17 protein-coding genes are annotated in these 19,956 nt (G+C 43.5%); 10 read left to right on the top strand and 7 right to left on the bottom strand.

Annotated features, from left to right (window positions below; all coding sequences use genetic code 11):
- The first annotated feature begins 5 nt into the window (after nt 1-5).
- From F752_RS24235 to F752_RS0114370, 5 genes are all read left to right on the top strand, one after another.
- Nucleotides 6-1,364, top strand: coding sequence for an oligosaccharide flippase family protein (locus tag F752_RS24235; protein ID WP_017732446.1), 1,359 nt, complete (start codon nt 6-8; stop codon nt 1,362-1,364).
- 298 nt (nt 1,365-1,662) lie between these two features.
- Nucleotides 1,663-3,204, top strand: coding sequence for an O-antigen ligase family protein (locus tag F752_RS0114385; protein ID WP_152425148.1), 1,542 nt, complete (start codon nt 1,663-1,665; stop codon nt 3,202-3,204).
- Between the two features lie 20 nt (nt 3,205-3,224).
- Entirely contained in the window at nt 3,225-3,947 is a 723-nt protein-coding gene (locus F752_RS0114380) for a TolC family protein (protein ID WP_017732442.1), read from the top strand.
- A gap of 15 nt (nt 3,948-3,962) precedes the next feature.
- The gene (locus F752_RS0114375) at nt 3,963-5,135 is read left to right on the top strand and encodes an acyltransferase family protein (RefSeq protein ID WP_017732441.1); all 1,173 of its coding nucleotides are present in this window, start codon (nt 3,963-3,965) and stop codon (nt 5,133-5,135) included.
- A gap of 79 nt (nt 5,136-5,214) precedes the next feature.
- Entirely contained in the window at nt 5,215-6,408 is a 1,194-nt protein-coding gene (locus tag F752_RS0114370; RefSeq protein WP_017732440.1) for a glycosyltransferase, read from the top strand.
- Between the two features lie 146 nt (nt 6,409-6,554).
- On the opposite strand, the gene F752_RS0114360 is transcribed toward F752_RS0114370, so the two are convergent.
- The 4 genes from F752_RS0114360 to F752_RS0114340 form a co-directional block, all read right to left on the bottom strand.
- Nucleotides 6,555-7,505 (bottom strand): hypothetical protein, encoded by a 951-nt coding sequence (locus tag F752_RS0114360; RefSeq protein ID WP_017732438.1) that lies wholly within the window; start codon nt 7,503-7,505, stop codon nt 6,555-6,557.
- A 9-nt stretch (nt 7,506-7,514) separates the two neighbouring features.
- Nucleotides 7,515-8,741 (bottom strand): MBOAT family O-acyltransferase, encoded by a 1,227-nt coding sequence (locus F752_RS0114355; RefSeq protein ID WP_236614013.1) that lies wholly within the window; start codon nt 8,739-8,741, stop codon nt 7,515-7,517.
- 369 nt (nt 8,742-9,110) lie between these two features.
- Nucleotides 9,111-10,418 carry a right-handed parallel beta-helix repeat-containing protein gene (locus tag F752_RS0114345; RefSeq protein WP_017732435.1) on the bottom strand — a complete coding sequence of 436 codons (1,308 nt, stop codon included), beginning with the start codon at nt 10,416-10,418 and terminating at the stop codon, nt 9,111-9,113.
- Nucleotides 10,418-12,052: a hypothetical protein gene (locus F752_RS0114340; RefSeq protein WP_017732434.1), complete on the bottom strand. Its 1,635-nt coding sequence runs from the start codon at nt 12,050-12,052 to the stop codon at nt 10,418-10,420. Before F752_RS0114340 ends, F752_RS0114345 begins: the two co-directional genes overlap by 1 nt.
- Before the next feature lie 179 nt (nt 12,053-12,231).
- On the opposite strand from F752_RS0114340, the gene F752_RS0114335 reads away from it, so the two are divergent.
- Genes F752_RS0114335 through F752_RS0114320 form a run of 4 tightly spaced genes read left to right on the top strand, consistent with a single transcriptional unit; the run spans nt 12,232 to nt 15,794 of the window.
- Entirely contained in the window at nt 12,232-13,134 is a 903-nt protein-coding gene (locus F752_RS0114335) for a decaprenyl-phosphate phosphoribosyltransferase (RefSeq protein WP_040664665.1), read from the top strand.
- Between the two features lie 6 nt (nt 13,135-13,140).
- Nucleotides 13,141-14,478 (top strand): FAD-binding oxidoreductase, encoded by a 1,338-nt coding sequence (locus F752_RS0114330; RefSeq protein ID WP_017732432.1) that lies wholly within the window; start codon nt 13,141-13,143, stop codon nt 14,476-14,478.
- On the top strand, nt 14,475-15,206 hold the full coding sequence (locus F752_RS0114325) for an SDR family oxidoreductase (protein ID WP_017732431.1): 732 nt from the start codon (nt 14,475-14,477) through the stop codon (nt 15,204-15,206). The genes F752_RS0114330 and F752_RS0114325 overlap by 4 nt, the downstream gene beginning before the upstream one ends.
- Nucleotides 15,207-15,794 carry an HAD family hydrolase gene (locus F752_RS0114320; protein WP_017732430.1) on the top strand — a complete coding sequence of 196 codons (588 nt, stop codon included), beginning with the start codon at nt 15,207-15,209 and terminating at the stop codon, nt 15,792-15,794.
- Here F752_RS0114320 and F752_RS0114315 read toward each other — a convergent pair.
- Nucleotides 15,791-16,231 carry a hypothetical protein gene (locus F752_RS0114315; protein ID WP_017732429.1) on the bottom strand — a complete coding sequence of 147 codons (441 nt, stop codon included), beginning with the start codon at nt 16,229-16,231 and terminating at the stop codon, nt 15,791-15,793. The genes F752_RS0114320 and F752_RS0114315 overlap by 4 nt on opposite strands.
- A 4-nt stretch (nt 16,232-16,235) precedes the next feature.
- On the bottom strand, nt 16,236-17,687 hold the full coding sequence (locus tag F752_RS0114310; protein ID WP_017732428.1) for a GMC oxidoreductase: 1,452 nt from the start codon (nt 17,685-17,687) through the stop codon (nt 16,236-16,238).
- A 106-nt stretch (nt 17,688-17,793) separates the two neighbouring features.
- On the opposite strand from F752_RS0114310, the gene F752_RS0114305 reads away from it, so the two are divergent.
- Complete coding sequence (locus F752_RS0114305; protein ID WP_017732427.1) at nt 17,794-18,840, top strand: hypothetical protein; 1,047 nt, start codon at nt 17,794-17,796, stop codon at nt 18,838-18,840.
- An 18-nt stretch (nt 18,841-18,858) separates the two neighbouring features.
- On the opposite strand, the gene F752_RS0114300 is transcribed toward F752_RS0114305, so the two are convergent.
- The gene (locus F752_RS0114300; RefSeq protein ID WP_017732426.1) at nt 18,859-19,836 is read right to left on the bottom strand and encodes an alpha/beta fold hydrolase; all 978 of its coding nucleotides are present in this window, start codon (nt 19,834-19,836) and stop codon (nt 18,859-18,861) included.
- Nucleotides 19,837-19,956: the final 120 nt, after the last annotated feature.

The raw sequence follows: 19,956 nt of genomic DNA, 5'->3' as shown, positions 1-19,956 counted from the left end.
AACAGGTGAAGCTTTTTCGCCAATCATACTGGCTAAAGTCAGGGGCTTTTGTATTTATGCAGCGGTTGTCTACCTTGCTGTTTGGCTTCGGGGCTTTCTTTTTCCTGATCCGGGCCTTATCTAAAGAGGAATTTGGAGCCTGGGCACTTTTCCTTTCTATTTCAGCTATAGTGGAAATGGGGAAGAATGGTCTGGTTCAAAACGGCCTGGTAAAATTCCTGGCTGCTGATGAAGAGAAAAAGGAGGCCCAGATTATTACCGCTTCCTTAGTGCTGAACCTGCTGCTCAGTTTACTGGTAATAGTAGGTTTAATTCTGCTTGCACCTCTAATGGCGCGCTGGCTCAACACGCCCATACTGGAAGGAATGTTATATTGCTATACCCTTAACGTTGTTCTGCTGATTCCTTTTTCTCAGTTATCGTTTATTCAGCAGGCCAATTACGACTTTAAAGGTATTTTCTTTGCCAATCTTATCCGGCAGGGGCTCTTTTTCCTCTTTGTGCTGGCCATATTCTTTTTTTCTCTTCCTTACCAGTTAGAATGGCTAATTCTCGTACAGGGAGCAGGTATATTACTCGGTAGCGGCGTTGCCTACCTTTTTGCTGGTAAATATGTTTTCCTGCACCGCCGTGTCAGCTGGCCATGGGTGCACCAGCTTTTCCATTATGGTAAATATGTTTTCGGGACTAACATCAGCTCTATGCTGATGAAGAGTGCCGACCAGCTAATGCTGGGGATATTAGCGGGACCAGCAGCGGTTGCTATGTTTAATGTAGCGGCAAGGGCAACGAATTTCGTTGAAGTTCCCTCCTTTACCATGGCTTCTATTGTTTTTCCAAAGAGCGCAGCTAAAGGGCAAAAGGAAGGTCCTGCAGCCATTAAAAGGTTGTATGAAAAATCAGTAGGGGCCATCCATGCAGTACTGCTTCCAGTAGTATTGGTGGTCCTGTTGTTTCCTGAGCTGGTTATCTTCATAATTGCAGGAAAAGAATACCTGGAGAGTGCTTTACTTCTCCAGGTAGTAGTCATTTACTGTCTGTTTATCCCTTTTTTACGGCAGTTTGGGACTATTATGGATTCTGTAGGAAAACCACAGATAAACTTTTGGCTGATATGCATGTTAGCTGTTATAAACATCACCCTGAATTATTTCTTTATTAGTGCCTATGGCGTTATGGGAGCAGCTTTCGCTACTTTAGTTGCCTACTGCATAGGATTTATCACTAACCAGCTAATATTATATCGATTATTCCGGATTAGCACCTTTCAGGTTGTGAAGGAATTAGGGTCTTTTTACCGGCAGGGATATAAACTGCTTCTTTCACGTTTTACTGGTAGGCAGTGGGTTGAAAAAAAGCAGTAACAGGTATTTTATTTAAGAAGTTTTAAAATTCTCTCCTGCCCTTCTGAACTGATAAGGGTGGGAATAAAGTTTAAATAATTAGAAATGGACGAAAGAATCTGAGCCCTGCTGTTCAGGTAGATAGGGCCTGGTGGCAGGATAGAATAGATTAAAAAGCCGGTTAGGCCCTTAAAAGAAAGCAAGCATGAAGAATCAGTTAAATCAGAAAGAAAAGTTTATCGAATTTCTAAGCCTTGGAATGGTTGCCATAGTGTTGCTGATCATTTTTGTTAAAATTTTGTTTCTTTAATATTAGGTAGTGTCTTTAAATTTTACCTCCATATCATCCGGAAGGAAAAAGTCTGTTACTGAACGGATTCATCATTGGCTGAAACGACAGTTGCTCGATAAGCGGCTTAACAGTCCATTCGGCTATCTCCTCCTGTTGTTGGCGGCTGTTTTTATTTCGGCTGGCACAGCTGTTTTAGGATTGAAGTTTGGCATTGGTTTACTCTTTCTTATTATAGGCATTCCGGTTTTACTGGGCTCCGTTTTTAATTTGCAATTCGGGCTTATAACCTTTTTTGTCATATCCTTTATTATTATGGGGATAAGCCGTTTTGTAAGTGGTATACCGCTGGGTACCGTTATGGATGCCTTTATTGCCGCCTTGTTCTTCGGCCTTTTGATTAAGCAAATTGGAAGTAAAAAGAAGCTTAATATAGCCGATCCGGTAAGCTGGCTGGTGATTATCTGGATTGTTTACAATCTTATCCAGGTATTTAATCCTGCGGCAGCTTCACGGGTAGCCTGGTTGTATACCATTCGTACTGTGGCGGGCAGCATGCTTATTTATTTTATTGCATTGCAGGCAATTAAATCTTTAAATTTTGTTTCTGTACTCTTCAAAATCTGGATTGTACTGGCGGTAATCGGTGCTATATATGGGCTAAAGCAGGAATTCCTGGGTTTTGCCGAAATGGAGCATGCATGGGTTCTGGCCGATGAAGAGCGGTTTAGCTTACTTTTTACCTGGGGCCGTTTTCGCAGGTTCTCCTTTTTTAGTGATCCGACAGTTTTTGGCATTTTGATGGCTTATACCAGCTTGTTGTGCTTTGTACTGATGACAGGACGGATGGCGATAGGAAAAAAAATTTTATTAGGTATTTCTGCCATTTTAATGCTGCTGGCAATGGTTTATTCCGGCACAAGAACCGCCTATGCTGTTGTTCCGATAGGTGCTGCCTTTTTTACTGTTGTTACTTTCCGGAGGAAAATTATTTTAATGGCAGGTGTTATGGTTCTTTTGGGAGCTGCAGTTCTTTTCTTACCAATAAATAGTATAGGACCATTAGATAGCAATGCCCTGGACAGGATTCGCTCTGCCTTTACCATGGAAGAAAACCCTTCTTATAATGTAAGGCTTAAGAATCAGGAGTATATTCAGCCTCATATATGGAGCCACCCCATTGGCTGGGGCTTAGGTAGTATTGGGGTTTGGGGTTTGCGCTTTTCTCCGGATTCGCCGGTGGCCAGTTTTCCTCCGGATAGTGGCTTCGTGCGGGTAGCGGTAGAGCAGGGGTGGATTGGGCTGATTTTATACAGTATCCTACTCTTCACTATTTTCAGGTATGGAATTCGCCATTACCTGCTGTCGGAACATCCACGGGTCCGAACTTATTATGTCGGTGTTCTGACAGTTCTGTTTAGTTTAATGGTGGCCAATTACCCGCAGCAGTCCTATGCCATCTATCCTACTATAGTAGTGTTTAATATTTGTACTGCTATTGTGGTGCGGCTAAAGGATTTTGATAATGAAGAAATGGAAAAGCTGAATGGTGGCATAAAATCAATTAATTAATTTTTTAGATCTCAGTAAAAATGAAGAAAGCTTATTTTTTTCTGCTAATCCTGATTTGTTTCTGTAATGTCGGGGCTTTTGCCCAGGAGCCGGCTCCACTTGCCGGCCCTACCCGTTTTCCTGAAGGGATCGACAGTCTTGCAATTGGAGAAGCTCTTGTGGAAATTGCGTTGGAAAATTATCCTGTTCAGGATGCTCTTCTCTTTGAGGTAGAACAGGAAGATGAAAACATAACCCTGGCCCGCTGGAGCTGGCTCAACGATTTAGATGCTTCTTTTAACCTTAACGAAGGAAATATAAATCCGGAAATAACAAGTTCAAACCTTTTCTTTCCTCGCTATAATCTTCGCTTTTCTATTAGCCCGGGCATTTTTATCAGCACACCGAGCAAAGTTAAAATTGCCAAGCTACAAAAGCAGATTGCGCAGAAAAATGTAATGGAACAGCAGCTGACTATCCGAAAGGAAGTGCTGTCAAGGTATTTTACCTATTTGTACAGTATTCAGTTGCTTAAGATTCAGGCACAGGCATACCAGGATGTTTACTCCACCTTTAGACTGGCCACGGAAGCCTTTACGAATGGAGAAATAAGTCTGGAGGAATACAACCAGGCCCTGATGGCAAAAAACAGTGTTCAGCGGGTAAGGGCAGAGGCGGAACGAAGCATGGTTCTGTCGGAGCTTGAGCTGGAGGAAGTTTTAGGAATGTCGCTCGAAAAAGCGCTGGAATTAATAGGGGAGTAGGAAAAGCTAAGAGGTATGTTTCATTTTTTGATATTTCTGCCAAAAAAGCTGGCGAGGGTAACTTCTGGCGGGCGCTTTATTGCAGAAATTGACGGTCTGCGTTTTCTGGCCATTTTTCCGGTATTGATCCAGCATTTAAGTGAACGATTACTGGCCTATACGCCCTTATCTTTTGAAGGAGTAGAAGAAAACTTTGCTGCTTATGCCGCAAGCCGGGGCTTTATTGGGGTATATATCTTTTTCGTGATAAGTGGTTTTGTGCTGGCCCTTCCGTTTGCGGCCCACCATTTGCGCGATGCCAAAGCTGTTTCGCTAAAGAACTACTTCTGGCGCAGGTTAACCCGCCTGGAGCCCCCCTATATCATTCTAATGACGTTCTTCTTCCTGGTGCTCATCAACATGAGAAGTGATTCATTCCAGGAACTGTTTCCGCACTACCTTGCCAGTATATTTTACCTTCACAACATCATTTATGAGAGTTACACCCCCATAAATCCTGTTGCCTGGTCGCTCGAAATAGAAATACAGTTTTACCTGCTTGCCCCTCTGCTGGGGACTTTGTTGTTCAGGATAAAGCATAAAACCGGCAGGAGGGTGGTGCAGGTGGCTACCATACTTCTTATTCTACTGGCGCAGCAGTATTTCGGCTGGTACATATCTTCTATGAAAATGACCATTTTAGGAAATTTACACTTGTTCCTGATAGGCTTTCTGCTGGCCGATATATTCCTGATAGAATGGAAGAATGGATGGTCGAAATCATATGGCTGGGATCTGCTGACCCTGATAATGCTGCCCGTTCCTTTTTTCTTCTGGCGCCACGATTTTCTCAACTGGATGATTTTCCCTTTTCTTTTACTAATTGTCTTTGTAGGCGTTTTTAAGAGCAGGTATATCAACCGTTTCTTTACTAACCCGTGGATAACCGCCATTGGGGGGATGTGCTACACTATTTACCTGATTCACTTGCCATTGGCAGAGCTGATGTTCAGGCTTACCCATCAAATTACGCTGGGGCAGGCTTACCTGCCTAACCTGTTATTGCAAATGGCCATTTTTCTCCCGGTAGTGTTTGCAGTGAGTATCCTGGTGTTTTTTGCATTGGAAAAGCCGTGTATGGATAAACACTGGCCAGAGAAGTTGAGGGGCAACCTGCGTAAAGCCTTGTACAGGCTAAAAACTTATTAATGATTCTGGCATTAGTGGAAGCTCTGTTTATTTGGTAGAGTAATAAATTTTTAAACATTCAGCAGTTAATTCATTCCAGATGATCAAAAAGAGAGACTTTATTTTTGTTGGTTTACAGGATTGGGATATTGAAATTGGCAGTAACTTTAAAAATCTGGCATACGAAATCTCGAAAGAAAACCGGGTTCTGTATGTGAACCTTCCTGAAAATACTAAAACCAGGATGTTGAATGTGTTCAATGGACTAAAGAAAAAAACGGCAGAAAAACGTCCGGAATTATGCCAGGTAAACGAAAACCTTTTTGTATACTCTCCTTCAGTGCTTAATTTCTCGGTTAACTGGTTAGAAAAAGGAACGGTCTATAATAAACTGAACAGGAAGAATGCACATGCTCTTTCTACGGGTATCTTAGAAATGGCAGAAAAGCTGCAGTTTAAAAATTATTTTCTGCTGAATGATAGCCTCATGTTCGTGGGGAAATATCTGAAAGAAATGCTGGAGCCGGAGCTCTACCTTTATTACATACGGGATTATCTTGTTAAGCAGCCCTATTTTAATAAACATGGTTCATACCTGGAGCCTGAAACCATCAGGAGTGCTGATTTTGTAATTGCTAATTCAGATTACCTGGCCAATTATGCGCGCAAGTTTAACCCCAGGTCGTTTATGGTAGGCCAGGGTTGCGAAGTAGAGAGCTTAATTTCGGAGGGCTCGAAAGTAGAGCCTGCCTGGTCACAAAAAAAAGGGATGCCAGTGGTGGGGTATGTTGGGAGCTTAAATGCAAACCGGCTTGATATTCCTCTTTTAGAATACATTACAGAAAAAAGACCCGACTGGCAGTTTGTACTGGTTGGGCCTGAGGATGAGAGGTTCCAAAAATCTGCTTTGCATTCCCGGCCTAATGTAGCCTTTACAGGTTTGCAGCCTGTTGCGGACTTAGCCAGCTGGATTAAAAGTTTTGATGTATGTATGAACCCGCAGCTAGTCAACGAAAACACGATTGGAAACTACCCCAGAAAAATAGATGAGTACCTGGCATTGGGGAAGCCGGTGGTAGCCACCGCCACTCTGGCAATGGAGTACTTTAAGGGTTACGTCTATCTGTCGGAAAGTAAGGAAGATTTTATTAGCCATATAGAAATAGCTTTAGCAGAAGACCAGGAAATCCTACAGAAAAGCAGGATAGCGTATGCTAAAACCCATTCGTGGCATAATAATGTTGAGGCCATTTACGGGTTGATTCATAGCCATTTAACACCTGTTAGCTCTTAAACTAGAAGGAGAATTTTTCCTTTGGGAATGAAGCCATGGATTCAGAATATTCTGAAGGGCATTTAATGGAAGGGGTAGCCGATAGGGAAAGGCCTTACCGGGTAAGGAAAAGCCTTAAAGTATCAGCAAAAAGGAACTACGTATTTTTATTTCTGCTGGCGTTCAGGTAAAAACTCCTCCCTTAAAACATTTCGCAGCTTATTTAAAACGAAAACCTGTCCTTTTTCGCTTAAATGCCCATGATCAATAAATAATTCATAATCAGAGGTTATCTCCTGATACTCTTCGTCATTAAGGTCAAGTAAAATATCACGGGGAGTGAGAAGGCTTGCCATAACCTCCTGATATTCCCTGTAGTTGTCTTTATTTGCAGAAAGCACCTGGTAAGGAAGGGGACTAAAGTAGGCAATTATTTTGATGTCGTTCTCCCGTAAATAACGGAGAGTTTCTTTAAGTTCCTGCAGGGCAAGAGGGTCTATATAAATTTCTTCCTCACCTTTTGCCGCCTCTTCTTCAATCATTTCCCTGGCTTTACCTTTATCCAGCACCAGGTTAAAATTGTTAAAGCCATAGTCGTTGATGTATTCCTTTGGATACTCTTCCGGCAGTAATTCCCATTCTCGTATATACTTGAGAATATAGGCTTTTAAGAGGCTTGTGGAGCCTAAAGCCCCGTAATACTCCTTCGGATCAATCATGGCCGTTTTTCTCCCATGGTCTTTGGTGAGATAAGGGTCCAGACATATTATTACAAACTTTAAATCACCATTTTCTACGATATTACGGACCAGATAGCTTAACTCCGAAATATTGGCTCCCATAATACTGGCATTGTATATCTTAAATTCCTCTATGTACTTGGGGTTCAAATTTGCTGAAAGAGATGGACCAATAATAATGCCCTCGAAATTTTCAGGGATATAGTTAAAAGAAAGCAAATATTTTGAGGTGCGTTCGTCGGCGTAAATATTTAAATGACGGCCTTTTGTATCCCTGAAAAGACCGTAAATATCAAGGCTGTAATTAATGCCTACAATAACTGCAATCAGTAAAGTGGAGAAAATTCCAACTCTTATAATGAATTTTTTCGCTGTCATTGGCCTGATTTAAAAATCGAAATACAGAAAATCATTTGCTGTTATTGAATTAACGAATAACAGCCCTAGAATGATGAGAGAAACAGTGAGAGCAAGATGCTTGGTGTCAAAGGCAAATTCCTTAAGCCGCTGGTGGGTATTCTTCATGAATAAAAGGACAATACCAATAAGCGCTATAGGAATTACATAAACATCAGTAATGATAGATATGGAAAATGGTTCTCCTTCTCCAAAGCCAAACATAGCCTGCAAAATATTTATGGCATCGGACCACTCTTCTGCTCTAAAGAAAACCCAGGCAATGTTTACAAAATTAAAAGTGATAAAAACACCTAAAAAGTTTCCCATCCTGTAGGGAGAGTATTTTGTCCACAGACGATGCACAATAAGGGCAAAACCGTGCAGAAATCCCCAGAAAATAAAAGTCCAGCCTGCCCCATGCCATAACCCACCAATTAAAAAGGTAATCATTAAGTTACGAAGGGTTTTATACTCCCCGCTTCTGCTGCCCCCCAGAGGAATATAAATATAATCGCGCAGGAAACGGCTTAAGGTAATATGCCAGCGCCGCCAGAAATCCTGAATATCTTTTGCGTGGTAGGGTGAATTAAAGTTCTGAGGAATCTGGATGTTGAACATTAGAGCCGCTCCAATAGCCATATCGGTATACCCACTAAAGTCGTAATATAACTGGCAGGCATAAGAGATGGAGGTAATCCAGCTATCGAGGAACGATAACTGTTCCGGGCTTGAATAGCCGTAGTTAGCAAATAGGGCAAAGGAATCGGCCAGTATTACTTTCTTACAGAGCCCCATAAAAAACATAAATATACCTTTCGAAAGGTTATCATAGCGAAAGTGCATATTCTCTTCGCTATAGAACTGGGGCATCATTTCTGAATGGTGAACAATTGGGCCGGCAATTAACTGTGGGAAGAATGAAACAAAAAGCCCATAGTTCAAAAATCTGTAGTCGGCGGTATGTCCATGGTAACTATCGACCAGGTAAGCAATTTGCTGGAATGTAAAAAAGCTGATTCCTAAGGGTAAAACAATATGCAGGAGCGAAAGGGAGGAGGAGGTGAGGGCATTAAAATTTTGGATTAGAAAATCGGTATACTTAAAAAACACCAATAGCAGTACATTTGCCACAATTCCTGCTATTAATATTCCTTTCCTGTTTCTGCCTGTTCCTTTCTTACTTAACTGCTTCCCAACAAAGAAATTAAATACCATTGACAAAAGAATGATAGGAAGGTAAACCGGATTCCACCAGCTATAAAAAAACAAAGAAGCTAAAAAAAGCCAAATCTTTGCAGCCTTTAGTTGTTTCGCTCTATTTAAGATAAAGTAAACGGCCAGTGTAAGAGGAAGAAAGCAAAAAATAAACTCTGCCGAATTAAATAACATAAATAAAAAATATACTGAAGTTATTTAGTGGTTTAATGAAAAATGTGGAGGTCCTTCTAGTCCTTCCTATTGAAAGGGAGGTGAAACTTCAGCCATACACTTTTCAAAATAAAAAAGGTTAAAAGCATTCTAAAAAGGGTTGGATTTGTTTTCAGCTGTTCCCCCTGTGTTATCGTTTTAAGCAATTCAGCTCTTTTACTGTTGTGTTGGTGCATATTCAAAAGCACCAATATCATAACTGCTGCCCTGCGGGCGGGGGTTGGAAAGTAAATCTGTTTTAATGCCGTAGGCAGATACATCTTTACCTGCATCGATCGCCCTGCTACTTTGGCTAAGGCCATAATTATTTTCCAGAGCTGCTTCAAAAACTACATCTCCCACATCGGTAAGCAAATTGTGTTCTATTGTCCAGTCGGTATATGGTTTCAGGTGGTTCCAGTCATTACTACTGTTTACAATGAGGTTATTGTAAAACACATTATTAGCCGCTTTGTTAACGTACTCGCGAATTACGCCGTTTTGAGCGCCCACTACTGTATTGTTAATGATGTAAACGCCTTTTCCAGGTAGGGTCTGGCGGGTATTCACATTAAAGGCTTCCTGTCCAGGGTTAACGATCAGGTTATTATAAACAAAATTATCTCCTATTCCCTGCACCACAATGCCTGGGCCGCTGCCACCAAATATTTTGTTGTTATATGTTCGGCCTGTGGTGCCAAGGCCTAATTGTATGGCCTGGTTCTGGGCATGCTTATTGGCGGTGCCATAATTCCTGATCTGGTTGCAGAATATTTCTACATCTTCAACTGCCGATCCTACCTGTATAGCATCCCAGCCGGTATTTTCAACCCGGTTGTTAAACACCCGCACCCCTTTTACTTCATGCGGAAGGTGAAAGGTATCACAATAAACCTTGGTGCCTAAATAAAAGCTGTTGCCCAGGTAAATTCCCTCTCCTCCCACGTCGTGGATATAATTATCGTGTAAACTAACATTGTACATGGTAAAAGCCCCGCGGTCGGCAGTTCCTTCGCAGTTGGGGTCTGTTTTCGCCATAATGCCGGCAAAGCCAGCTTTCTCAATTTCGATATGGTCGATTTCAAAGTCGCTGGAAAAATGGTAGACTGCCACTCCCTGGCTTCCGGGTCTGCTCTCCACAATGTGGATACCGTAGGTGTGGGCAGAGTCGCCGGTGCCGGTAAGACGAAAGTGCCGGCTGTTGAGGATTTTGATGCCATCATTTACAGCAGGTCCCCCTAAGGTTACTTTGCCGCCGCAATTCTGAAAAACAATAGGTTCTTCAGCGGTACCCTCAAAGTTCTCAAGCCTTAAATAAGGGCGGCGTCCGGCTTCGATACATACCGTATCTCCCGCCTGCACCTTTAGCCTCTTTCCGTCTGCCATATAGGTATCGAGACCAATGGTATGGCTGCAATTACAGGGGGAAGCTGCCAATGCCGGAAGCACCAGGAAACTTAACCAGAGAGTCAGAATAAATTTCATTATTTTTTCCTTGTATAAACCTCAATATAAGAATCGCCGAGTGCCCGGGGAGCCAAAAAGCGATCCCTGAGTTCATAATCTTCCATTAGCTGCTCACGGACTTCGTAAGGATAAAATTCGGTAAGGCTCGGAATATCTTCGAAAAGCACCAGGTCGTAATATTCCTGCTCAATTTTCTGTTTAAACTCATCCACCTGCTGGTCAAACATTCCAATATTCAGGTGGTACCAGAGTGGCTGGTTGACAAGTGGTTCATAGCCTAACTCATGTGCCAGCGGGGTTAATTCGCTCATGTTCAGCACCTTCAGGTTCTCCTCTTTCCGCTGTACTACATCAAGCTCTTTTATACGCTCAATACCGGCAATGGTTGCTTTGGGCATGTAAACATTTTCAAAAGCTTTATAATCAGATAAAGCCCATTCGAACGATTGTTGTGCCGAAACGGAACTTTCCTTTTCCTGACTTACATTTAAAAATTTGCCGGCATATTTCCAGAATACTCCCGACCACCAGAAGAGGGTGAGAAAACCTGCCAGCATTATATAAGCTGCAGAGGCGGTGTTTTGCTTCCGACTTAAGCTGTCGAGAATATAAGCAAAGGCAAAGGCATGAAAATAGGTGGAGGTATCGGCTGGTAAGCGGCTGGTTACTTTGGTAATAAAGGCCATGCCCACCAAACCTACGGTCAGGATAAAGAAGGTGCCTTCGCGTTTATCAAGGAAGAGCTCTTTAAAAGATTTAAAGCGAAAAAAAGCCAGCAGCCCAATCAGCAGCAGGTACCATTTCTCTTCCATTGAGCCCCCAACAATGGAATTGGCCAAATCGAATGGGTGAAGGCGCGAATCGTGTGGAGGCTGGCCGTAATTAAACCAGTAGAGGAAGTCGTATGGCAGTACCGGAACGATGAGCAGGGCCAAAAAAGCGAGATAGCCAAGGAAATAAATGCCGATGCTTTTAAAATCTTTGCTAAGCCAGGCATAATACCCCATTAAGAGGAGACCAAAAGCAAAGGAAAGGCCGCCAAAATCCTGTTTGGTAAAAAGGGAAAAAGCCATAAAAAAGCCTGCGGCTATAAGGTAAAGCCATTTCCATTTCGCTTTTTCCGAAAACTGATACAGGAGCAGCATATTAAGGCCAAACATGCCATATATAAAAGCTGAATTGTTGTACCAGGGCCAGAAATTAATTGGAAAGGTAAAGGTGAGGCACATGACTAAAATGGCCAGTAATACATTTGCCGGCTTTACGCCCAGTGTATGTAAAATGGAGCGGAGGCTCAGGAGCGTTAAAATATTAAGGAAAGCCTGTGCATATACCAGGGAAAATAAATAAGGCCCAAACAGCTTAAAAAAGAGGGCAGGTACCACAAAGTAGCCATAACCCAGGGGCATTCCAAAATCGCGAAAAGGGATTTGGCCAAGGTATAGTCTGTAAGCTCCCTCCCAGGAGAGAAAAATGTTTACCCTATAGGGAAGGTTAAAAAACACAGGGAGCAGGCTAAAGCCTATTATTACGATCAGTTGCAAAAGGTATATCTGCCAGCGGCTTACAATACCGGTAGAGAGGAGGCGCGAATTCATATTTAAAGCGGAACTATGGCGATTGATAATTTTGCCGGATGAAAAAGTAAACATGGTTTTATAACTTAAGCTCTAAAAAAATTATTGAGCGGGCTAACATTCTTTTTCATAATTAGTACTACATATTGAAGACTATCCTTCATAACGAGAAAAGTCTTTTTGTATTCTTCATGTTTTATTTTTTCCTAAAATATTTTAATTTTTTAGCCTTGAGTAAACTTACTAATATGCAAATGTCTAAGGCAGGATTTTGGAGTATACCTGCTGTTCTTCGGCTGATTCGGGTACACCAATGGGTGAAAAATCTGTTTTTGTTTTTACCTATTTTCTTTGCCGGGCAATTATTCAATAATATTACTGGCTTTGTTCATTTATGTTACGCTTTCCTGTCATTTAGTTTTATTGCCAGTTCCATTTATATTATCAACGATTACCAGGATATAGAGGAAGACCGAAGACATCCGGTAAAGAAAAACCGGCCGCTGGCCGCCGGAACGGTTTCTGTTCCGTTTGCAGCAATTATACTAACCGTTCTTTTTATAACAGGTTTTGGAATTGCCTACTTTTTAGATGTCTGGTTTCTAGTTATTTTGGGCGCTTACTTTATTTTTAACCTTTCCTATTCCATGGGACTTAAAAATATTCCACTGGTCGATATCTTTATTATTGCCCTTGGCTTTTTATTTAGAACTCTGGCTGGTGGTGTAGTGGCAGATATCCCGGTTTCGCAGTGGCTTATGATAATGGTTTTTCTGCTGGCCTTATTTCTTGCCCTGGCCAAAAGGCGCGATGATATTGTGCTGCATATTTCATCCGGAAAGCATATGCGAAAATCGGTCAAAAACTATAATCTCGAATTCCTGGGCGCCTGCCTTACCATGATATCCGGAATTATCATTGTTTCCTATATTATGTATACCATTTCTGCTGAGGTTACCACCCGGCTGGATTCTCACAACATTTACCTTACCAGCATATTTGTTATTGCAGGACTTATGCGCTACCTGCAAATAACCATGGTAGAGAACAATAGTGGCTCACCTACAAAAATATTGTATAAAGATACATTCATCCGGGCAACCGTTATCAGCTGGATTATTAGTTTTTATTTTATCATTTACCTGCCGGAATTTTAATGAGCCATGAAGAAAAAGATAACTAACTGGAGTAATTACCCTGTGGTAGAGGCAAATCTGTTGCCCTTCCGTTATGAGGATGAACTTCGACAGCTATTGAATAGCCAGCAGGAGCCGCTGATAACGAGGGGCAATGGGCGCTGCTATGGAGATGCAGCCCTGGGGCCGAATATCCTGTCCAGTCTTCCGTTTAACCATATTTTAAGCTTTAATGAGCAGCAGGGGATTATACACTGCGAAGCCGGAGTAATGCTGGACGAGCTCCTGGAGCTGATTGTACCGAAGGGCTGGTTTTTGCCTGTTACGCCGGGGACCAGCTTTATTACCGTTGGAGGGGCGGTGGCTTCGGATGTGCATGGAAAAAACCACCATAAAGATGGCTCTTTCTCCAATCATATAGTTGAGTTGGAGTTGATGAATGGCGTGGGGGAGAAAGTTCGATGTTCCAGGGAAGAAAAGGCAGACCTTTTTGCCGCCACCTGTGGCGGCATGGGATTAACAGGTGTTATAACAAAAGTAAAGTTCAGGCTAAAAAAGGTTGAATCATCCTTTATCAACCAGCGGTCGGTGAAGGCAAAGAACATCGATGAAATTTTCGGCCTTTTTGAGCAAAACGAAGGCTACACCTACTCTGTGGCGTGGATAGACTGCCTGCAAAAAGGAAAAGACCTGGGCAGGAGTGTGCTAATGCTCGGCGAACATGCAAAGCGGGAGGAATTACCGAACCGGCAGCAGATGCACCCGCTCAAGGTGCCGGCCAGCAAAAAAGTAAGCATACCCTTTAACTTTCCATCTTTTACACTCAACCCGTTATCTGTACAGGCCTTTAATTTTGCCTACTATAACAAAATGTTAGGGAACGAAAAAAAGGATATTGTTTCTTACGATCCCTTCTTTTATCCGCTCGATAGTGTGCTGCACTGGAACAGGATGTACGGGAAGAAAGGCTTTGTGCAGTACCAGTTTGTGTTGCCGCTGGAACAGAGTCGACAGGGTTTAATTGAAATTCTTGAAAAAATTAACAGCCGGAAAATGGGTTCCTTCCTTGCCGTACTAAAGCTGTTTGGAGAGCAGGAAAGTCTTATTTCCTTCCCGATGCGCGGCTATACCCTGGCACTGGACTTTCCGATAGTTAATGGTTTGTTCGAATTTTTAGATGAGCTGGATGATGTGGTAATGAAGTATGGTGGTCGCATCTACCTTACTAAAGATGCCCGGATGAAGCCAGAGGCATTCTGGAAGGGCTATCCGAATGCCCAAAAGTGGGTAGATATACTCAAAAAATACAATCCTGACCAAAAGTTTAATTCTTTACTTGCTCAACGACTGAATATTATCTCATGAAGTATATTTTAATTTTAGGTGCTACCTCAGATATTGCCATTGCCTGTGCACATGAGTTTGCCCGCAATGGGTATGGTGTTCAACTGGCTGCCCGTAAGCAGGACAAGCTCAAGATTATTGCCCAGGATATTGAAGTACGCCATAAAATGCCTGTCACCTGCCATACTTTCGATGCCCTGGACTACGAAAGCCATCATGAATTCTGGAAAAAACTACCCCACCGCCCGGAGGTAACCCTTTGTGCCTTCGGCTATCTGGGGCAGCAGGAAAAGGGTCAGACAGACTGGCGGGAAGCGTGGCAGATTATTGAAACCAATTTTACCGGTGCCGCCTCTATACTCAACATCGTCGCACAATCTTACGAAGAACAGGGAAGGGGAAGCATTATTGGCATCAGTAGTGTGGCCGGCGAAAGAGGTCGCCAGAGCAACTACCTGTACGGGAGCGCCAAGGCAGGCTTTACTGCCTACCTTTCGGGTCTCCGCAATCGCCTCTATAAAAAAGGCGTTCATGTGCTTACGGTTAAGCCAGGCTTTGTAGATACGAAAATGACAGAAGGCCTGGACCTGCCAGGGCCGCTGACGGCTAAGTCGGAGCAGGTGGCAAAATCCATCTATAAAGCCCATCGATCAAAAAAAGATGTTATTTACACCTTACCTGTCTGGCAGTTGATTATGCAGAACATCCGGTTAATACCGGAAGGGATTTTCAAGAAAATGAATTTATAAATGAAGCGCCTGGTAATTTTTGACTTCGACGGTACCCTCACTTATAAAGATTCCTTTCTGGCTTTTATCCGCTATTACCATGGCTCGGCGGCCTTTCTGCTGGGAATGCTCCGGCTGATGCCCTGGCTGGTGGCCTATAAACTCAAGCTGGTGCCCAACTGGCGGGCAAAAGAAAAGGTGCTGGAATATTTTTTTAGGGATAAAGCCGAATCAGAACTTCATCGGAGGGGGCAGTCATTTGCAAAAGAGCTGATACCGAGGATGCTGCGCCCTAAGGCAGAGCAGGCTTTAAAAGGCCATATTGCGGCAGGCGACAGAGTAATTGTGGTATCAGCTTCGGCCACCCCCTGGCTGCAGGCATGGTGCGAAGAGATGGGAGTAGAATTGCTGGCTACAGAGCTCGAATGCCATAATGGGAAGATTACCGGCAGGCTAAAAGGAAATAACTGCTATGGACCGGAGAAAGTCGAAAGGCTCCGGAAGCATTTATCGTTGCAGGACTATGATGAAGTGTATGCCTATGGTGATAGTGCCGGAGACCGGGAGCTGCTGGCACTGGCCTCGCATCCGCACTACCGGTATTTTTAAATGCTGGCCTGCGGGTAGTACAGATTGGAGAAGGGGCTGGCACAGGGCCTCTGGTAAGGGTTGTAAAAAGCCACATAATTAATGGCACGATTTTCATCCATCCTGTTGAGGGTAAAGAAATCAGTAGAGAGCAGAAAGGTGCCGACAATTTTGCTGCGGTACTGGCTGTACTTTAGCTTGTAAGGTAAAAAGCCAGACCCCAGCCAGGTGTGGGCTACAATAAATCCTTTCCTGGGGAAGTCGTATTTATGCCAGAAAACCTCTTTCCTAGCATCAGCTAAAAACCTGTCAACCGTTTCTTCCTTTAACAGAAGTCCTTTGGTGTCTTCCAGAATAATATCCCTGATGCTGGATTCAAAAGAGTTAAGACCCCAGTAGCCTAGGGAGGTAAGGAGACTGCCTGCTCCTAAAATCTTCAGAAAGTTTCTTCTCTTCATCTGTTTAAAAGCTAAGGTCGGCCGATCGTAATGATAATGCCGCGATGGTTAAAGATGGATTGGCCGGAGAAAGGGCCGGGAAAGCGCTTCCGCCCAACACGAAAAGATTGCGGAACTGGTGGTGGCAGAGTTTGTCATCCACTACTCCCTGTGCTGGATTTTTGCTCATGCGGGCCGTTCCTAAAATGTGGGCTTCGGTCGGCTGAATAAACTCATCGATTTCAACTTTCTCAACCGGTAAAAAAGGGAACAGCTTTTCCACGTTTTGCCGGAGGTAATCAATTCCTCTTTGTGCATAATCGGAGTGGCGCTGGTAGCGGGCTACGGGAATAAGTTTATTAGCTTCTGATGACACAACCTCATTTTTGTTGTCCGGTAAATCTTCAAAGACGAATTTCATTTTCATAATTTGCCGCCAGCGTCCTTTTTCATTCCGGATAAAAGGATCGTTATGATTTTCGATGATGCAGGCAGCCCGCTCACGCCGGTGAGCTCCGTCGTACAGCATAAATCCATTGGCTGTAATGGTGGAGGAGCCGCCGATATTATCCAGCCCGTCGAGGTAAAAATAGCCATACAGGCCCACCTGCTCGCTCAGGCCTTTTCCTGCCAGTGGACTGCTATCGCCCGAATTGCGAAGGATGTGTCCGTTAAAGAGCGCATTGGCCCCTATGGCTACCACCTCTCCATACGCGGTTTTCTCTACTCCGCGTTGGGTATATAATACCCCCTTTACCTTATTGCCTTCCGTATCAAGGGCAAAAACCTGGGAGCCATACTGTAGAATCACCCGAGGGTCCTGGTATAGCTGCATCATGGTGTTTTCAATGGTAAATTTGGCGCTTACAGGGCACAGGTGGCAGATGGCCGTTGTACAGCAGGCGCCACGTTTTCCGGTGGCTTTGCTGGCCCTTGCGGTAGGCTGGCTTATATACAGTTCGCCGTACTGTTGCTGAATAAGGCGATCTGTTGTGCTGAGCATATGCGGGGGGAGGGGATAAGCTTTGGACATGGGGTAAGGGGTTACTTCAGGTCCGGAAATTTGCATAACTTCTTCCGCCTCGCAATAATAAGGCTCAATTGCATTGTAATTAAATGGCCAGTCGGCTCCTACACCGTAAACAGAATAGAGTTGAAAATCGTTAGGCATAAAACGGGGAGTGCAGCCCGTCCAGCAGTTGGAGCTTCCGCCAAAATTAGGATCGAAAATCCAGGGTTTTGTCGACTGGGTATTATCAAAGGTAGGGTTATGATTACTCAGGCTGCTGATAAAGGTATTTAACCCATATTGCTGCTCCCGGGCATGGGCCAGCCGTTTGGAATGCGGAAGCATTTCTCCTCTTTCCAGCACCAGTACGCGGGCGGTTGGAGGTGCTTTTTCCAGATATTTCTTCAGAAAAAAAGAAGAGGCAAAAGAAGTGCCTACGAGCACAAGATCATATACTTCCTTTATCAAAATAAGGTAGTTTTATTAGTTCAAATAAATATACTTTGAGGATATAAGAAGGAACTGCCGGGCTTTTCTTATATCGTTTTTAACCTGATAATAGTTTCTTGTTTTTATGTTATTAGCAAAAGAAAGGGAAGAATCTGTAACATACAAATTGTTCCGCTGGGCAATTTTTATTCTTTTAAGTGCTTATATTGTTTACGAGCAGGCTATAAGTTGCATTGGTGTAGGTATGGAAGTGCAGCTGGAACGGCATGCCCGCTTTATGGCTGGCAATGCCGAATTTTTTAACCCATGGCAGTACCGGATTCTTTCGGGTTATGTATTGGAGGGCTTTATCCAGCTTTTTAAGGCCATTCCTCTTCAACTTCATGTGTATACACCCTATTTTGCCCTGCGCTTTCTGCAAAATATACTAATCTTCTGGATCGGCTGGCATTTTTATAAAGCTTTGAAGATTAAAAACTGGTATTTACTCCTGACCGGCCTGCTGCTTCTGGCTTTTAATATGAGTAACAGTAACTGGAAGGCAGATATGGCCTATAATACCTACTTTGACATTTTCTTTTACCTGCTGGCTGGCTGGATCATCCTGAAGGCTCATCCTGCCTGGATTATTCCTGTTACAGCCTTGGCCGTACTGAACAGGGAGACAAGTGGTTTTATACCATTTATGCTGCTGTTAACTGCCTTTAGCTTTAAACCTTTAAGGCTGGAAAGAAAAGACAGATTATGGTATAGCCTTGCGGCGCTGCTGGTTTATTTTGTTTTTTTTATTGCCGTCCGCTGGATTTACGGCATTCGCCCCTATGAGGCTATCCACGAAATAGATACTCCGATAGAGTTCCTCCGCTTTAATCTCAGCTTTTTTAATATGTATCCGCAGCTGATAGGCACCTTAGGTATTGTGCCTTTGCTTGCTATTTTGGGCTTCCGCCGCTGGCCTGTTTACCTGCAGGCAATCGGTTTGCTGATTGTGCCTTTCTGGGTACTGGTACATCTTGTGAAGAGTATGGCCATGGAGACACGCCTGTTCCTGGTGCCTCAGGCTCTTATTTTTATACCGGCTCTCTTATCCCTTATTGAATGGGAATGGAAGAAGAGTAAACTCAGCTCCAATGCCGAGGTTGTTCCGGAGAAAGCCCAATGGTACCAGTAAGTAGTCCATTTAAGAACTTTAATTTTTTTCTGCAGAGCCAGTAGCGTCAGAAGGCTGGAAGAAGTTAAGCATTAGCTTATTTACCTCTTCCGGCTTTTCAAAATTAACCACATGGCCGGCTTCGTCAATGATGAATACCTCTAGTTCGGGAATCATCTCCTGGTAGATATTGGCTTCATCAGGAGCCAAATAAGGATCATGAGCTCCTAGCACCAGGGCAACGGGCGTGCCTTCCTTGGCTATTTGACGGATAAAAGGCTCCATACTGTAGGTAAGAGTGTGAATCCAGGTGGAGTAGTTGGAATCCTTATATCCTTCGTACCGCACCATTTTTTTCAGCTCCTCCTTATAATCCTGAAAATTTTCTGGCTTGTAAAACTCTTTCATTTGCTGATCGATGGCCCGTGGCTGCCAGTAAACAGTCATAAGAAAATCGGAGAGGAGCGGGACCTCCAGGAGGGGATGGAGATTAAATAGTCCCCTTGCCGCCGGAGAAATCAGCATTAATTTTTTTACCTGTTCAGGATGGCGGGCCGTATAATCAATGGCCGGCATACTCCCGAGGGAAAGACCGGCAAGGTAAAATGGTTCTTTAATGGCGAGGCTGTCTAACAGCTCCTCAAACTGTCCGAAGAAAAGCTCGGGAGTATAAGCTACCTCCAGGCGGTCGGAGTAGCCGCGGCCGTATAAGTCGTACTTCAGTACCCGGTAACCGTTTTCCACCAAAACTTGATAGTTCTTGTCCCAGGCATACATCCCGGAAACCATTCCTCCATGGATAAGCACCACCAGCTCTCCTTCGGGCGGGCCAAGAAGTCTGTAATGGGTTGTTCCCTGGCTTAGCTGTATAAATTCTCCTGCTGCTTCTGAGCGAGCCTGGCTATTCATTACAAGAGGTTCCTGCTGGTAATCGAGTAAAAAGAAAAGGATCAGCGCCAGCAATAAGCCACCAATAGAGAGAAAGAGAATCCAGCGGAAGCGTTTAATGATCTTCATAGGAAAATTGTATGGCTGCCAAGTTATAAAAATTTATAAACAAAAAGGTCTGCCCATGGGGCAGGAGTGGTCGGAAGATTTTTTCTTCCGACCTTTTTATTTTTAGTGGTAACAATTCAT

It is taken from the genome of Nafulsella turpanensis ZLM-10 (assembly GCF_000346615.1).
GTDB classification, from domain to species: Bacteria; Bacteroidota; Bacteroidia; order Cytophagales; family Cyclobacteriaceae; genus Nafulsella; species Nafulsella turpanensis.
The sequence above is the reverse complement of the archived record's forward strand: the minus strand, read 5'-3'. Positions and strand labels throughout refer to the sequence as shown.

What these genes read in the sequence shown, in the direction of transcription:
- F752_RS0114380 (WP_017732442.1), top strand. Translation starts at nt 3,225, where the DNA reads ATGAAGAAAGCTTATTTTTTTCTGCTAATCCTGATTTGTTTCTGTAAT.
- F752_RS0114375 (WP_017732441.1), top strand. Translation starts at nt 3,963, where the DNA reads ATGTTTCATTTTTTGATATTTCTGCCAAAAAAGCTGGCGAGGGTAACT.
- F752_RS0114370 (WP_017732440.1), top strand. Translation starts at nt 5,215, where the DNA reads ATGATCAAAAAGAGAGACTTTATTTTTGTTGGTTTACAGGATTGGGAT.
- F752_RS0114360 (WP_017732438.1), bottom strand. Translation starts at nt 7,505, where the DNA reads ATGACAGCGAAAAAATTCATTATAAGAGTTGGAATTTTCTCCACTTTA.
- F752_RS0114355 (WP_236614013.1), bottom strand. Translation starts at nt 8,741, where the DNA reads ATGGTATTTAATTTCTTTGTTGGGAAGCAGTTAAGTAAGAAAGGAACA.
- F752_RS0114345 (WP_017732435.1), bottom strand. Translation starts at nt 10,418, where the DNA reads ATGAAATTTATTCTGACTCTCTGGTTAAGTTTCCTGGTGCTTCCGGCA.
- F752_RS0114340 (WP_017732434.1), bottom strand. Translation starts at nt 12,052, where the DNA reads ATGTTTACTTTTTCATCCGGCAAAATTATCAATCGCCATAGTTCCGCT.
- F752_RS0114335 (WP_040664665.1), top strand. Translation starts at nt 12,232, where the DNA reads ATGTCTAAGGCAGGATTTTGGAGTATACCTGCTGTTCTTCGGCTGATT.
- F752_RS0114330 (WP_017732432.1), top strand. Translation starts at nt 13,141, where the DNA reads ATGAAGAAAAAGATAACTAACTGGAGTAATTACCCTGTGGTAGAGGCA.
- F752_RS0114325 (WP_017732431.1), top strand. Translation starts at nt 14,475, where the DNA reads ATGAAGTATATTTTAATTTTAGGTGCTACCTCAGATATTGCCATTGCC.
- F752_RS0114320 (WP_017732430.1), top strand. Translation starts at nt 15,207, where the DNA reads ATGAAGCGCCTGGTAATTTTTGACTTCGACGGTACCCTCACTTATAAA.
- F752_RS0114315 (WP_017732429.1), bottom strand. Translation starts at nt 16,231, where the DNA reads ATGAAGAGAAGAAACTTTCTGAAGATTTTAGGAGCAGGCAGTCTCCTT.
- F752_RS0114305 (WP_017732427.1), top strand. Translation starts at nt 17,794, where the DNA reads ATGTTATTAGCAAAAGAAAGGGAAGAATCTGTAACATACAAATTGTTC.
- F752_RS0114300 (WP_017732426.1), bottom strand. Translation starts at nt 19,836, where the DNA reads ATGAAGATCATTAAACGCTTCCGCTGGATTCTCTTTCTCTCTATTGGT.